At 70.6% G+C, this 14,860-nt stretch carries 8 protein-coding genes; 3 read left to right on the top strand and 5 right to left on the bottom strand.

The window, feature by feature from the left end; all coding sequences use genetic code 11:
* Positions 1–58: 58 nt before the first annotated feature.
* From ACRAS8_RS25290 to ACRAS8_RS25280, 3 genes are all read right to left on the bottom strand, one after another.
* Positions 59–649 carry a hypothetical protein gene (locus tag ACRAS8_RS25290; RefSeq protein ID WP_438488287.1) on the bottom strand — a complete coding sequence of 197 codons (591 nt, stop codon included), beginning with the start codon at positions 647–649 and terminating at the stop codon, positions 59–61.
* 189 nt (positions 650–838) lie between these two features.
* Positions 839–2,887, bottom strand: coding sequence for a PIG-L family deacetylase (locus tag ACRAS8_RS25285; RefSeq protein WP_438488286.1), 2,049 nt, complete (start codon positions 2,885–2,887; stop codon positions 839–841).
* Positions 2,888–2,904: 17 nt separating this feature from the next.
* Positions 2,905–4,740: a stealth family protein gene (locus ACRAS8_RS25280; protein ID WP_438488285.1), complete on the bottom strand. Its 1,836-nt coding sequence runs from the start codon at positions 4,738–4,740 to the stop codon at positions 2,905–2,907.
* A 273-nt stretch (positions 4,741–5,013) separates the two neighbouring features.
* Here ACRAS8_RS25280 and ACRAS8_RS25275 point away from each other — a divergent pair, with 273 nt between their 5' ends.
* Together ACRAS8_RS25275 and ACRAS8_RS25270 are read left to right on the top strand one after the other, a co-directional pair.
* Positions 5,014–6,009: a hypothetical protein gene (locus tag ACRAS8_RS25275; RefSeq protein WP_438488284.1), complete on the top strand. Its 996-nt coding sequence runs from the start codon at positions 5,014–5,016 to the stop codon at positions 6,007–6,009.
* Positions 6,009–8,840: a stealth conserved region 3 domain-containing protein gene (locus ACRAS8_RS25270; protein ID WP_438488283.1), complete on the top strand. Its 2,832-nt coding sequence runs from the start codon at positions 6,009–6,011 to the stop codon at positions 8,838–8,840. The genes ACRAS8_RS25275 and ACRAS8_RS25270 overlap by 1 nt, the downstream gene beginning before the upstream one ends.
* Before the next feature lie 149 nt (positions 8,841–8,989).
* Here ACRAS8_RS25270 and ACRAS8_RS25265 read toward each other — a convergent pair whose 3' ends face one another.
* Both ACRAS8_RS25265 and ACRAS8_RS25260 read right to left on the bottom strand, forming a co-directional pair.
* Positions 8,990–10,171: an acyltransferase family protein gene (locus ACRAS8_RS25265; protein WP_438488282.1), complete on the bottom strand. Its 1,182-nt coding sequence runs from the start codon at positions 10,169–10,171 to the stop codon at positions 8,990–8,992.
* Positions 10,172–10,816: 645 nt separating this feature from the next.
* Positions 10,817–12,100 carry a hypothetical protein gene (locus ACRAS8_RS25260; protein ID WP_438488281.1) on the bottom strand — a complete coding sequence of 428 codons (1,284 nt, stop codon included), beginning with the start codon at positions 12,098–12,100 and terminating at the stop codon, positions 10,817–10,819.
* Positions 12,101–12,529: 429 nt separating this feature from the next.
* Here ACRAS8_RS25260 and ACRAS8_RS25255 point away from each other — a divergent pair, with 429 nt between their 5' ends.
* A complete protein-coding gene (locus ACRAS8_RS25255) occupies positions 12,530–14,545 on the top strand; it encodes a PIG-L family deacetylase (RefSeq protein ID WP_438488280.1) in 2,016 nt (671 codons plus the stop codon).
* Positions 14,546–14,860 lie beyond the last annotated feature (315 nt).

Below are 14,860 nucleotides of genomic sequence, written 5' to 3'. Positions count from 1 at the left end.
CCGCCCCGGCCCCCTGAGCAGGCGGGGGCGGGGCGGGGCCCAGGCGGCATCCGCCGCGTCAGCCAAGGCCGGCCAGTCCCTTGACCGGCAGCTGGTCCGTCGACGGCAGCCCCTTCGTGGGCAGCTCCTTCGTGGGCAGGCCGCCGCCCAGCGCGTCCCCGGACACCGCGTCCGTCAGCGCCTTCCCGGACAGCGCCTCGGCCGGCCCGTGCCCGTGCCCCTTCTTGTGCCCGGACATCCCGTGGCCGTGCCCGTGTCCGTGCTGGGACAGCCCCTCCGTCGGCAGCCCACCGAGCAGTCCGCCGCCGGCGGTGCCCGCCTGCGCCGCCTCACCCAGCAGCCCCCCGGTGGTTCCGGCGGCCGTCCCCGCCGTCTCCGCGGCCGTCGGCGTCAGCTTCGACGCGGCCCCGCCGGCGGCGTCGCTCGCCGCGGGCACCACCTTGTCGACGACCGTGCCCTGGGCCCCGCCCGCGACGTGCGTCACCTGCTGCGCGGCCCCGTCCGCCGCGCTCCCCAGGCTGTCGGAGTCCACGTTGGACAGCCCGCCCAGGTCGGGGGTCTTCGGTACGTCGGCGGCGTGGGCTCCGGCAGCCGACCCCAGCGTCACCGCAGCCGCGGCCATACCCACTGCCGTCAGAACTCGTCGCATCAAGGCTCCTCAAGGAATGGAGATCTGCTTGTGTGATGAGAACGATGAGCTACGCACCCGGACACGCCCCACCGCCACCGGCCCGGCGCACAGAGCAGCCGGGGGGCGGACGGGACGTCCGGGCACGCCGGGGGAATTCGGGCGCACCCGAATCTGCTGCGTCCAGCCTTCCTCTCGCAGGCTTCCTGGTCAGCGACGGTTGCGGGGCACCCGCGCAGTCGTCAGCGTCGCGTTCGGCGCCAGACGGGCGAGGACGGGATGACCGGCGGAATCGGAGGCCAGGGTGGCGGCGCCGACCACCGCGCCGCCGATGGTCTGCCACCGTGGGGCGGGCCCGGCGCCAAGAGTGGCCAGGCTGGTGGTGCCGTCGTTGTTGCGGGCGGCCAGGAGCACGCCGTCGTCAGTGGGGTGCAGGGCGAGTGCCCCGTATCCGCGGGCGACCAGACCGACGCGTTCGCCGCGCCAGGCCCCGCCGCCGGCCGGAAGACGGTGGACGAGCGGGCGGGCGGACTTGGCCTCGCGGAACGCGAGGAGGAGCGAGCCGTCGGGCCGGGCCAGCGCGGTGGGCGGATCCGCCGGGCTCGGCAGGCCGGTGCGGCGGAGGAAGAACTTCCCCCCGGGGTACTCCTGTTGCCAGTGGTGGACGGTGTTGTGGCCGGACCCGAAGACGTGGACACATCCCTTGCCGTCGGTGACGGCCGTAAGTCCCTCCTGAACCTCCGCGGCGGCCAGGTCCGTCCAGTCGTCCCAGGTACCGTCGCCGCGCAGTTGACGGGCGGAGACGGACTTGGCCCAGTTGCGGGCGAAGAGCCACGTCGTCCCGTCGGCGCCCCGGGTCACGACGGGACCGCCGACCCGGCGTCCGTGATCGGGCGTGCGGTCGGGGGTGCCGAGCGAGGTCCAGGCGCGGAACGGGCCGCCCTGAACGGACTGTTCGGTCATGATGATCTCGCGGCGGTTGTCCGGTGCCTTGGGGCCCAGGGCCGCGATGCGCTCGGCGAACAGCTGCCAGCGACCGTCTTCGGTGAGGGTGGCGGACAGCCCCGGCAACAGTCCGTCGCCGCCCAGGAGTTCCGGCGAGGTCCAGGTGCCGCTGCCCCGGCCGGTCTCCTGCCATCTGACGGCCTGCCCGGCGAGCACGGCGAACGCGGTCAGTCGCCCGTCGGCGGCCTGCCGTACCTGCGGGGCGGCGGTGGGATAGCGCAGGCTGGTGCGCTGCAGCCAGCCGGTGCGGTAGGAGCGGTTCCGGCCGACGTCGTAGTCTCCGCAGCCGCCGGGGAAGGTACAGGAATCCGGGGCGCCACCATAGGCGTTGAGCGCCTCGGCCTTGTCGCGGATGAGCTGTGCGGGAAGGTTGTCGGGCCAGCGCTCGTTGTAGTAGCCGCGGTATGCCGTGACGGCGTGGAGGCGGCCGTCGCCGGGGCCCTTGTAGCGTGCGAGGGCCGCGTAGGTGAAGAGCGCGGCGGCCGTGTGGTCGGGGTGGTCGGAGTAGCCGGCCTGGTCGTGGTGGCGCCGGTGCCGTGCGTCGTGCACCTGCATGTCCGGGTCCGGATCGAGGGTCCGCACCAGCGTGGGCCGGTACCGGTCGAGGAGCTGAACGAGAACGTCGATCAGTTTGGACCGGGTGACTTTCTGGGAGAGGCGCACGGGAGAGCCCGTGCTGACCAGCGTGCTGGTGACCATGGTGGGGTCCGCCCACAGGTCGGGCAGGCCGCGCTTGCGGCCGCGCCCGGAGCCGGAGTGCTGGTGCACGCCCAAGAAGACCAGCTGGATGCCGGGGTGGCCGGCCAGGGTGTTCACTTCGACGAGCGTGCCGTCGGGCAGTGCCAGTGCCTGCATCCCCCAGCCCGCGTGCGGGTCGCCGGTCGCCATGAGCGCGTATGCCTGGCGCAGGCCCTGGCGGCGGGCGCCCGCGTACATGGCGAGATTGGGCTTGGGCCGCGGCTGGCCCGGCACCTTGTTGACGCCACCGGTCTCGCCGCAGTTCAGATAGACGCTGACGAGCTGGTCGTTGGCCCCGATGGTCTGCTGGACCTCGGGGTTCATGAAGTACAGGTCGTCGTCCGGGTGGGCGAGTATCTGCATGACCCGGCTGCCGTTCCGGCCGTCCTCCGCCGCAGCCACCGCGCCGCGTCTGGCGGACGGCGGGGAGACCGTCCGCGTGGCGCCGCTGCACCCCGCCGCGGTGAGGGCGGCGAGGCCGGCAACGAGGGTGCGGCGGGTGGGCTGTGGTCGCACAGGAGCTCTCTCGCGGGTCAGCGGGGTAGTTCGTAGCGGCTGGGCACCGGGAAGTACGACTCCAGGAACGGGCGCAGCAACGCGGCGCTCCGCTCGAAGTCGTCCTCGGTGGAGAGGGTGTCGTTGAGGCAGAACACCCCCTTGTCGCGCTTGAGGAGGAGCCGGTCGAGCCGGTTGGCGGTGTTGGGGTGGGAGACGTCGAGGTAGACGTACTCCACGTCGCCGGGCAGCGCCCGCCGGGTGTGGAAGGCGTAGTAGTGGTGGAGGGACGAGGGAATGGAGAGGTCCGTACCGCTGCGGAACCGCTGTGCGGCCGTCATGCGGTGCTGCTCGCCGAACTCCTGCTCGATCTCTGCCAGGACGCTCCGTCTCAGCGCGTGCGGGACGTGACGCATCTTGCGCACGGGGGTCGTACCGAAGCGTTCCTGTATCAGCGCGCGGTTGTTCTTTCCCGCGATGGAGACCGGTACGTCGTCCGGCGAGGGCGGTCCGAGCGGGACGAGGGCGGGCGAGGGGAAGAACTTGGTCAGCCCGTTGGCGAGGAAGAAGTCCCTGGGGGTCAGCTCGGCGCCGAGGAAGACGTCGTCGTTGAAGTAGAGGAAGTGTTCCGACAGGCCGTCGATGCGGTGGAGTTGGCTTTCGATGGCGTGCGAGTTGAAGGTGGGCAGGTGCGCGGGGTCGTCGAAGATCTCGCGGTGGCTGACGACCTTGATGCCGGGCTGGGAGGTGTCCAGCCAGGACGGGGTCTGGTCGTCGGTGACGAGGTAGACGTTGCGGACCCACGGTGCGTACATCGCCAACGACCGCAGCGAGTACCGCAGTTCTTCGTGGTCGGCGTAGCGCGCGGCGTTGGCCGCCTCCTCGTGGTACGCCGTGCCGGCGAACTCGGCCCGGCGGCGCTGCCACAGGGGGTCGGCGCCGTCGACCCAGGTGTAGACGACGTCGATGGGGAAGGTGACGTCCTGGGGCACGGCCATGGTGAACTCCTCACGGGTGCGCACCCGCACCGGTGAGGCGTCCCGCGTCCCGTGGGGAGCGGTGAAGTCGGCCATGGGGACCCGGAGGTAGGGAGCCTGGGCGGGGACGGACTCCGTGATGGAATTGCGTCGCGGAGCGATCAGCCGGTCACCTTCGCGCTTCCAGAACTCGATGTCGCAGCCGTGCTCCGGACCCAGGACGAGACGGTGGGTCGGATCGGTGCGGTACGAGAACAGGCGCAGCGACGTCGCCTTGACGTAACGCCGCCAACCGGCGATCCGGTAGGCGGGGATGACACGCCCGCCGTCCTCACCCTGCGGACCGAAGTACGCCGGACGCGTCCGGCAGAACTCCGCGAGGGCACGCAGCGCGCGTCCCCGGTCCTCGGCGGAGACGGCCACCGTGGTCCCGCCGGTCTCGGCGCGCACACAGAAGTGGTCGATGTCGGCGGCCTCCAGGGCCGCGGTGACCGCGCCGAGGTTGGCACGTCGGGCCGTCTCCGGCGAGAGCCGCTCCTCGACGCAGGCGATTCGCGGCCGGCCGTCCACGGCCAGTACGACGCCTTGCGCGGCCTCGACCAGGACGCGCTGCTGCGCGGCAAGGCCGGCGCAGCCCGCCCGCTGGACGCTGCGGCCGACCGCCGCGGCGCTGACCAACCGCTTGACGTTGCGCCGCATTTCGGGGGAATACCGGCCGGCCACCGCTCGACGCACCCGCTTGGGGACGACCTTGCGGTAGACGGCGACGACGGGCGACGCCTCGGTGTTGACCCCGCCGTCGCCTCCGGGGACCGCCCCGGCCGCGCGCGGCGTGTGCTGGCGCCTGGCTCCTGCTGCGCTCCGCTCCGCGGGCCGCGCACTCTCGATCTGCTTCATTCCCTCTCGAGTCCCCCGGTCACAAATACCGTTTTGCGCCAGAAAAAGTAACTTTACCAGTGCACTACCTTTAGCACGAAACGTAAATAAACATTAAGGTGATCTTGCCCTACTGGCGCGGAAGAGGGCAAATCGGGCGAGGGGGATGCATGGGGTCGCGAGTGATTCAAATCACTTGATCGCGGTGAATCAGGGCATTTTTTTGCCACCGCCATGCACATGTTTGACACTGAGCGCTGGCCACCGGGCCAAGAGGAGAGATGACGAAGCGCCATGAGTGAAGCCCTGCTGTCCCACGCAGTGGCGGCGGCCAAGCGTGCCCGCCGTACCGCGGGCCGCATCCGCCGCCGTGTGGAGCAGATCAACACCGTTCCGGCGCTCGGCGCCCGCACCCGCCCCCGGCCCACCGTCCGCCCGGTCCACCTCTCGGTCCTTGCCGGCCGCACCCTCAACCTCGCGGTGCCCTGGCCCGGGAGTGCCGCGGACGTGACGGAGGCCCGCCTCGTACTGGAGCGCCGGGGCCGCCGGCACAGCGTCGTCCTGGAACGGGAGCCGCAGCCCGACGGCCGGCTCCTGCTCACCGCTACCGCGCCGTTGCGGCACGCACGGCACGACGACCCCGCCGCCCCCGGCCCCCGACTCGACGACGGCATCTGGCGGTTGACCATCGCGGCACTCGGCGCCGACGGACAGAAGTTCCGCCACGCGATCGCAGCACCGGGCGTACCGGCCGCGGACGGCCCCACGCTCCCCAGCCCGCCCAGCGCGACCAGTGGCGCCACCTTCCGGCCCGTGCGGTCCGTCGACGGCCACGCCATGCTCAAGGTGACCGGGCCGCGTGAGCACGCCGAACTGATCCGCTTCGACCTGCGCTGGGACCGGATCACCGTGCACGGCCGCCTGCTCGCCGCCGGCCTGCCGCCCGGCGACTACTCGGTGGAGGCGGTGCGCCGCGGCTCGGGAACGGTCGTCGCCGTCACCCCCACCTGGGACGGCGACCGCTTCGCCTTCGACGTCCCGCTCGCCGCCATGACCCGCGACGTCCGGACCCAGCGCATGTGGGACTTCCAGCTGCGCCGCGGACGGACCCGCATCAAGATCGCGCGTCGGCTGACCGATGTGCGCCGCCCCAAGAAGGTCTTCCGCACCCCGTTCCGGACGATCGCCACGGAGGACGGTGCGTTGCTGCGCGTGCACGCCCACCTCTCCGCGGCCGGCACCTTCGCGGTCAGCTGTGCTCCCTTCACCACCAACGAGGAAACCGCCTGATGAAGATCACGTTCCTGCTCACCTGGGGCGACGAGATGGGTGGCACCGAGATGGCCACCTACACCCAGGCGGCACATCTGGCCCCGCGTCACGAAGTGGAGGTCCTGAGCGTCCTCAAGACCCGGGAGGAACCCTTCTTCACCGCCGGGCGCGCGATTCCCCGCCGGTACCTCGTCGACCGCACCGGCCCGTACGGCCGCCCGGTGCGCGACAGCGGCCTGGACGAGCAGGCATGCCGCACGCTCACCTCCCTGCCCAGCGAGCTGATCAAGCCCGCCTGGGAGGCCACCTTCGACCGGCTCACCGACATCGAGATGACCGCCGCGCTGGGCTCGCTGGACACCGACGTGCTGGTCACCACCACGCCCGCGCTGATGGCCGCCGCGGCCGAACTGGTGCCCTCCCGTGTCGTCACCGTCCACCAGGAGCACCGCGCCTCCCAACTGCGCGGCGTCAGCGGTGAGCCGCTGCTGGTGTACGCGCCTCGGATCGATGCGCTGGTGTCCCTGACCGAGCGCACCAACGACTGGTTCGCCGACTCGCTCGGCGACACGGCCCCCGAGTTGGCGGTCGTCCCCAACGCCGTCCCCAGCGGCTTCCGACCGCGCTCCGACCTGGACGGCAAGACCATCGTGCTGGCCGCCCGCATGACGCCGGAGAAGCAACTCGACCATGCCATCGAGGCGTTCGCCACCCTGGCCGACCAATACCCCGACTGGTCGATGCGGATCTTCGGCGACGGACCACAGGAAGTGCGTCTGCGGCGCATCATCGACGGCCTGGCCCTGCACGACCGCGTCCAGCTCCTGGGCCGTTCGCCCGATATGGAACAGGAGTGGGCCAAGGCCGGTCTGGCGCTGCTGCCCTCCCGCAACGAAGCGTTTCCGCTCGTGCTGCTGGAGGTATTCGCCGCCGGTGTGCCGGTCATCGCCTACGACATCGTCACCGGCCCGGCCGAGATCGTCCGGCACGGCGTCGACGGCCTGCTCGTCCCGGCCGGCGACAAGGACTCCCTCGCCGTCGCCATGGACAAGCTGATGGGCGACGACGAGACCCGGCGGGCGTACGGCAGGGCCGCCCGCGAGGGCGTCCACGAGCGCTTCGCGGCCGAGAAGATCACCGCGCGCTGGGAGAAGCTCTTCACACGCCTGGTGGCCCGTCGCGATGATCCTCAGCGGCTGGCCGACCGCGCCGACCGCACCGCCCGCCGCATCGCGGCCGGCGGCAGTCGCAGCTTCAACGTGGCCGCGCCCATCAGCGTGCTCTCCGGATCCGCCGACGAGCAGAAGGCGCGCGAGGTGCTGCTCCAGGCCCAGGACCGCAGCGGCACCCTCGTGCGCTCCGCCGGCCGGCTGGCGGAGGTGCGCGACGACGTCCTCGCACCGCGCATGGCCGAGTGGAACCTGGAGATCGCCACCGCCGCACTGGCCGCCCACGGCATCCCCTACGTCCTGCTGCGCGACGGCGGGACCTCCTACCGCGTCGCCGTCGAGGTCGAGCGTCGCGAGCAGGTCCTCGAGGCCCTTGCCGCCGAGCTGCACGGCAAGCCCGTCTACGCGGAACTGATCACCCCGCGCGGGGCCGCGCCCGGCGCCGTACTCGCCGAACGGCTGCGCGAGGCCGGCGATGTGGCGGGCCTGCGCGTCTTCAAACCGCTGACCACCGAGAGCCGCACCCTGCGCTACGGGCCCGCGTTCGGCTGCACCGTGGAGTTCTGGACCGAGAACGCCGAGGACGAGGAGCTGCCCGGCTGGCGCAGCACGCCCCGCGGCTCCACCCTCCTCGGCCCGCGGCTCCCGTCGCTGGAAGCGGGTGCGACCCTCCGCGTCGGTGAGCGCGACCACCCGACCGTCGCCGCCTTCACCGACGATCTCATGTGGGACGTCACCTTCCCCATCGACGTCGTCTACACCTGGGTCGACGACACCGATCCGGCGTGGCGCGAGCGCCGCGACGCCGCCAAGCGCGCCGCGGGACTCGCCGACGGCGGTGCGGACAGCGGCGACGTGCGCTTCCGCAACCGCGACGAACTGCGGTATTCGCTGCGGTCGTTGGCGATGTACGCACCGTGGGTCCGCAACGTCTACCTCGTCACCGACGACCAGACCCCGTCCTGGCTGGACACCTCCCAGCCCGGCATCAAGGTCGTCAGCCACCGCGAGATCTTCGACGACCCCGCGCACCTGCCCACCTTCAACTCACACGCCATCGAAAGCCAACTCCACCGCATCGACGGCCTGTCGGAACACTTCCTCTACTTCAACGACGACGTCTTCCTCGGACGTCCGCTCACCCCGCGCTCGTTCTTCCAGAGCAACGGCACGGCCCACTTCTTCCGCTCGCCGACCGCCGTCCCGCCCAGCCGGCTCTCCGAGGACGACGAGGGGTACTTCGCCGCGGCGAAGAACAACCGCAGCCTGCTCCAGCGGGAGTACGGCCGCACCGCCACCCACGGGTTCCTGCACGCCCCGCATCCGCTGCGGCGCAGTGTCATGGCGGAGATCGCCGAGAAGTTCCCGGAGGAGATCGCAACCACCGCGGCCAGTCGGTTCCGCGCAACCACGGATCTGTCGGTGGCGTCATCCCTGCACCACCACTACGGCTACCTGACGGGTCGCTCCACCCCGGCGTCCCTCTCGTGCTCCTTCGTCAACGCGGGCGACTACACCCATCACACCCGGCTCAGCCGCATGCTGGCCACCCGTAGCCACAGCGTGTTCTGCATAGGCGAGTCGGCGGACGCCGAGGTGCCCGCCGACGAGCAGGACCGCGTGCTGCGCGCCTTCCTCGGCGCGTACTTCCCGGTGCGCTCGCCGTTCGAACGCGGCTGATCGGAGACCGTCCGCCCCGGGTCCCTGAACGGAGGGGCCGGCCTGGTCAGGGCCCGGGACGGACCGGTCGGCGGACGGACCAGTCGGCAGCTACGCCGGCTTCTCGGCGGCAGGCGTTGCCGCCGAACGATGCGCCGGGCCGCCCGACGTCAGGCCGAATCCCCCGCCCGCGCAGGCGACAGCGTCCGTTCGTCCTGCGCCGCGTGGGGCGCGGTGGGCGCGGGCGGTGCGGTGAGGGGTCGGGCATGCCGGCGGCGCGGCGTGACGTTTCGGCGGACGTCGTCGATGCCGCGCCGCATCGTGGTGCGGAGCCACTTTCCCAGGGGCCGTTCGACGAGACGGTGGATGAGCCAGGCAGCCACCAACATCAGAGCGGTCACCGCGGCCACCAGGACCGGCGCCGGAATCCTGTTGCGGTAGTGATGGATGAGCGTCATGCCGATGTTCATGTGGATGACGTAGAGCGGGTACGTGAGCGCCCCCGCCGTGGTGAGCCACTTCCACTGGACGCGGTCGAAGACGCCCAGCGCGATGGCGCCGACGGCAGCGAAGGCCGCAATGATCAGCAAACGGGCCGGCCAGGTGGGCAGAACGTCCGCTGCGGCCTTGCCGAGGTTCGTTGCCAGACGGTAGTCGATATAGCGCTGGGCGAGCAGGAGCTGCAGGATCACGATCGCCCACAGGACCGCGTTGGGCCGATAGCGGCGCATCAGGTAGAAGGCGATGCCCGCTATGAAGAAAGGCGCGTACTGCGGCATCGCGAAAGCCGTGAGCAGCGGCGTCCCCAAGACCGGGGCGAGTGCGGCCGCGGCGGTCCATACCCCGCACAGGACCAGGCAGTTGCGGTAGGTGACGCCGAACAGCATCACCACGACCATGATCAGGTAGAACTTCAGCTCCACGAAGAGCGTCCAGTACACCGGATCCACGTGGGGCGTGTTGTTTCCGCTCTGGAGCATGGTCAGATTGGTGATCACCGTGTCCCAGCCGCGCAGGGAGGCGATCTCCGGCCACAGCTTCACCACCACGACGGTGAGCAGGATGCCGGTCCAGTAAGCCGGAAACAACCGGGTCAGGCGGGATACGGCGAATTCACCCACCGTGCGGCCCCACACACTCATGCAAATGACAAAGCCACTGATCAGGAAGAAGACCTCCACGCCCAGCCAGCCGTACTGCGCCAACTTATGGGCGGTCGGAAAGATCGTGTCCGTCTCGTGACCCCATGGCCGCGCCAGGGCGACGTAGTGGTAGAAAACCACCATCAATGCGGCGAGCAACCGCAGCCCGTCCAGAACGGCAAGCCTGTTCCCTGTGCGGCGTTCGGCCATTGTGTATCCCCCGTAGCGCCCTGGTCAGTGGCGCCCCATGGTCGAAGAAGCTCACCGCTTGCGGCGAACCGGCGAGCAGGCTGTCCGCTTGTCATGCTTCCACAGACCCGCGGGCAGCCGACCCTTGTGCCGTGTGGCGATAACCACAACATGAATCTGGAACGGACGTCAGCGTTCCGGATTCCGGCCCGCACTTTCCTGGGGGCTCACCCGCACTTTCCTGGGGGCTCAGACGAATCCGCATCCACTCGCACAGCGAGGTCGACCGCCCAACTACAGGCGGGCGGCCAGCCGTTCACACCACCGGAGCACACGCGCCACGAGCGAAAACACCCGACCCATGGGATTTAGAAATCCTCACCCACGGCCATTCCCCTGAATTCGTCGACGGCAAGAATACGTCGCCTCATGCCGAGCGTGCCGGATATCTCCTGATCCACCCCAAATACCCGCATCCTCTTCGACAGGAACAGTTCTCCGCCACCGGAAGTGCGTCCCACGATCCCCATCGGCATTCACCGAGAACTGAAGGGGAATCGCGATCACGTCGAAACCTCTTCATTCGGCCGCCATTTGGGCAACATGCCGAAAAATCCTTCCGCAGCCGTGACCGGCTCATGCTCCCCGGCCGCCCCCGCTTGCCCCTCAGTCGGTGCCCCTGACGCCGCGAGCGCGGCGTACGGCGAAGACCGCTCCGGTGCCCAGCAGCAGGGCGGCGCCGCCCGCGAGGGCGAGCTGCGGTACGGCGGACGGCGTCCCGGTCGCGGCGAGGCCGCCCTTGGCGGTGTCGGTGACGGCTACCGGCTTGGACGAGGCGTTGCCCTGCGCCGAAGGGTTCGACGCGGCCTTCGGCTTCGGACGGTCCTTGTCCTCGACCTTGCCGGGCTTGGCGTCGTCGGTCTTGCCGGGCTTGCTGCCGACGGGCAGCACCTCGAAGTCGTAGCGCTTCATCGGGCCGAGCAGACACGGGTTGTACCGGTCGGAGGCATCGCCCGCGAGGAGGGCGAAGGCCTTGTCGGCCGGCGCCTTGTCCTCGATCGTCATCCGCATCTTCACGTCGGTGCGGGCGCCGGGCCCGAGGGCCTTGACGGCGGCTATGTGGGCGGGCCCGTTGACGCTGTCCAGTTCCTGCCAGCCCGAGCCGTTGGACCACTGCACCTTCATGAAGTGCTGGTCCTCCTGCTTGGTGCGCAGGGTGAAGAAGACCAGCGGGTCCACGTCCAGCGTGCGTTCGGTGCCGTTGGCCACGGTGAACGAGAAGTCGACCGTGGTGCCGGCGACCACCTTCGAGGGCAAGCCGTTCGCCAGAACGGTCAGGCCCGGCACCCGCACGCACTCCTTGGCGGCGGCGAGCCTCTCGCCGGCGACATCCTTCGCCGCACCGGCCTTGTTCAGGGCAACGGAGAAGGTGTTGTACTCCTGTGACGCCGCAACGCGGGCGTCACTCCAGGCGTCCCGGGCGTCTTCCAGCCTGGCGTCCGCATCCGCCTGGGCGGCCTCGGCGTTCTTGGCCCGGGCCTCGGCCACGGCGAGCGCCTTGCCGGCTTCGGCCTTCCCGGCCTCGTCCGTGGCCGCGTCCAGCTCGGCCTTGGCGTCCGTGACGGCCCGGTCCGCGGCCGCCTTCTCGATGCCGGCCGCCTTGGCCGCCTTCTCCGCGGCGAGCCGCGCCGCCTTGAGCGGGTGGCTGTCCTCGTTCAGGGCGGCCATGGTGGCCTTCAGCTTCTCCAGCCCGGCCTTCATGGCCGCGACCGCTTCGTCATACGCCTTCTTCGTGTCCGCGGCGTTCTTCTGCAGCTCCGCATAGGTCGGCCTGTGCTGCGTCTGCGCCGAGGACTTGCTGTCGGCGAAGGCGGAGCCCGTGGTGAGCAGGACGGTGGGCACGGTCACTGCGGCGACGACGGCGGACGCGAGGGCGCGGCGAAGAATCACTGGAGCCTTTTCCTGGTCAGAGAGAAGGAAGCCCGCAGCGCGACGTGATGCCGTGCGTGCGGGGGGCCTTGATCGTATGACCGAAATAAGGAGGGAAGGCAATGAATCCTTGCCCTGCACATGCGGCCCTCCGCCCCCTTGGCTACTCAAACCGGGGCAATCGCGAGCAGTTGCACCCGTTGTTGCAGATTTCTCTGTGATCTATCCGACTCACCCTGCGAACGACGACCCTCGCGCCCTCGAGGGCGCCCCCCACGAACGTCCCGCGACGCCCCCAGCCGGAGGCCCATATATCCGAATTCACCTCCGAGGGGCGTTCTGTATGATTTGCGCTTCGACAGCAACCGCTCGACTGCCGGGTGCGGCCTGCACCCCGTGTGCTCCTCGCGCCGCAGACCGTCGGGCTCGTACGTCCAGGACCCCCACTTCATGTCTTCGCACCCGCACGCGCCCACCGACCACCGGCCCACGCTGCGGGCGGCGCATCTGAGCATCCTCGCGCACCCCGACGACGACCTTTACTTCATGAATCCGGAGGTCCTGCAGGCGATCCGTTCCGGGGCGCCCACGACCAGCGTCTACCTCACCAACGGCGAGTCCGACGGCCGCAATCCGCGCCCATGGGAACCGCGCGACCAGGTGCCGGCCGACCGGGAGGCGTACGCCAAGGCGCGGCAGAACGGCCTGATGGGTGCGTATGCCGCGATGGCGCTGGCCGACCGCGGCGCGCGCTGGACGCGTACCGCGATGCGCGGGCCGCACGGCACGGTGCTGGAGGTGTGCCGAATGGAGCGCGCCCCGCACATCACGCTGGTCTTCCTGAACCTCCGCCAGTACGCGCCCGAGGACCCTCAGGTGCGGCTGCGCACACTGTGGACAGGTCAAGCCGCCTCCCTGCGCACCATCGTGCCGGCGGGCGGCACGGTCGAGGCGGAGTGCACCTACGGCCGCGACGCCCTCGTCGACGTACTGGCCGGGCTGCTGGAGCACTTCCGGCCCACGGCCGTGCGCATCATGGACCCCGACCCGGACCATCAGGAGCACAACGCGCAGTTCCCGCAGCGGCACGACTACGGGGACCACTCCGACCACCAGGACCACACCTACACCGCGCTGTTCTCGCTGGCGGCAATCGAGCGCCACCGCTCGTCGGGGGCGGCCCGGCCCTTCACCGTCACCTCCTACCGCGGCTACTACAACGAACGCTGGCCGCACAACCTCGGTGTGTACGCGAGCTCGCGCAAGGAGCACTACCTCAACATCTACGGCGCCGCCGACGGCTACGACTGCGGAGACCCGGCGGGCAGCGGCGACTACTCGGTCGGGTTCGGCGCCCGGGGCACGGGATGGGTGCAGAGCACCGCGCACCGCTACGCCGGGGGCACCGACTGGCTCCGGCGCGACGGCAGCGGGCGGCTGACGGCCTTCGGCGTACTGGGCGGCGAGGCCGTGGTGTGGCAGGAGACCGGACCGGGCACCGGGCAGTGGGGAGGTCCGTGGCAGCTGGGCGGCGGGCAGCTGGCGCCGCAGCTGTCCGTGTGCACCACCCCGGACGGGCGACTGCACGTCTTCGGCCTGCGGTACGCGGCCCTGGGCGCGCGGGCCGACGCACATCGCCGCCGGCTCGTGTATCTGGCCCAGGCAGAGCCCGGCGGCCCCTTCGGCCAGTGGCAGGACCTGGGCAACCCGGCCGACTCCGCCGACCGCGTACGGCAGTTGGGGGCGCCGGTGGCGGCGGTGGACGGGCAGGGCCGACTGCACGTGTTCGTGCGCAACTGGGGCAAGGGCGTCAGCTCACGGGTGCTGGATCCGGCGGGCGATTGGGGCGACTGGATCGACCTTCGCGGCTCGCAGCTCCAGGAGGGGTTGAGCGCGGCGGTGAACCACGACGGACGGATCGAGCTCTTCGCACCCGCCCGCGACCGGGTGGCCCACTGGGTCCAGGACGAGGACGGGCCGCTGCTGCGACTGACGCCCCGCTTCCGGCTGTCCACGCCCGCCGGGCCGACGACGAGCGCGGTACTGGCCAACGGTCGGGTGATCGCGATCTACCGCAAGCCCGAGCACGCCGGGACGCTCGTCGGGCGGCAGGGCGACCCGGGCGGCGGCTGGCCGCACGGTCCGCAGAGCCGGGGCGGGCGCGGCGGTTACGGCCCGGTCGCGGCCACCGCCCTGGCGGCCGGCGGGCTGGAGGACTGCGCGCTGCTGGCCACCCGCAACGACTTCGGCGGGGTCAGCTGCGCGGTACTCACCCCCGACGGGGCGAACTGGGCCGACCTCGACCTGGACGGCATCGCGGGCGGCCTGATCGGGGCACCGTCGGTCAGCGTGGACTCCCTCGGGCGGGGCGTGGTCGGCGCGGTCGGTGCCGACGCCCAGCTCTACGTCGCCCGACAGACCGCCCTGGCGGCACCGGTGTTCTCGCCATGGCTGAGGGTCGGCTGAGCACCGGCTGAGGCGGCGTTCGGGGCCATCGAGGCCGGGAGGGGCCGACGCGCCCCTTTTCGCCTTTATGATCATTTTCGCTGTTCTCGTGGCCAATGACATGGTCGCTCCGACTTGATGCACCTGATCCTTATTCGTTACCTCCGATGTGTCCGATTTGGGCGAATTGAGAAGTTGAGGACGCTAAGGACCTTGTTAAGGTTCACGAGTTTGCACGGAGCAGACGATTTCTTGACCTATGGATGACCTACTGATCGACAGCTGAGCGTTCCTCCGCGGCCCACTCCGCTCCCCCACGGCCCCGTCCTGCACCCG

The organism is Streptomyces sp. S186, from assembly GCF_051603415.1.
GTDB lineage: Bacteria > Actinomycetota > Actinomycetes > Streptomycetales > Streptomycetaceae > Streptomyces.
The sequence above is the reverse complement of the archived record's forward strand: the minus strand, read 5'-3'. Positions and strand labels throughout refer to the sequence as shown.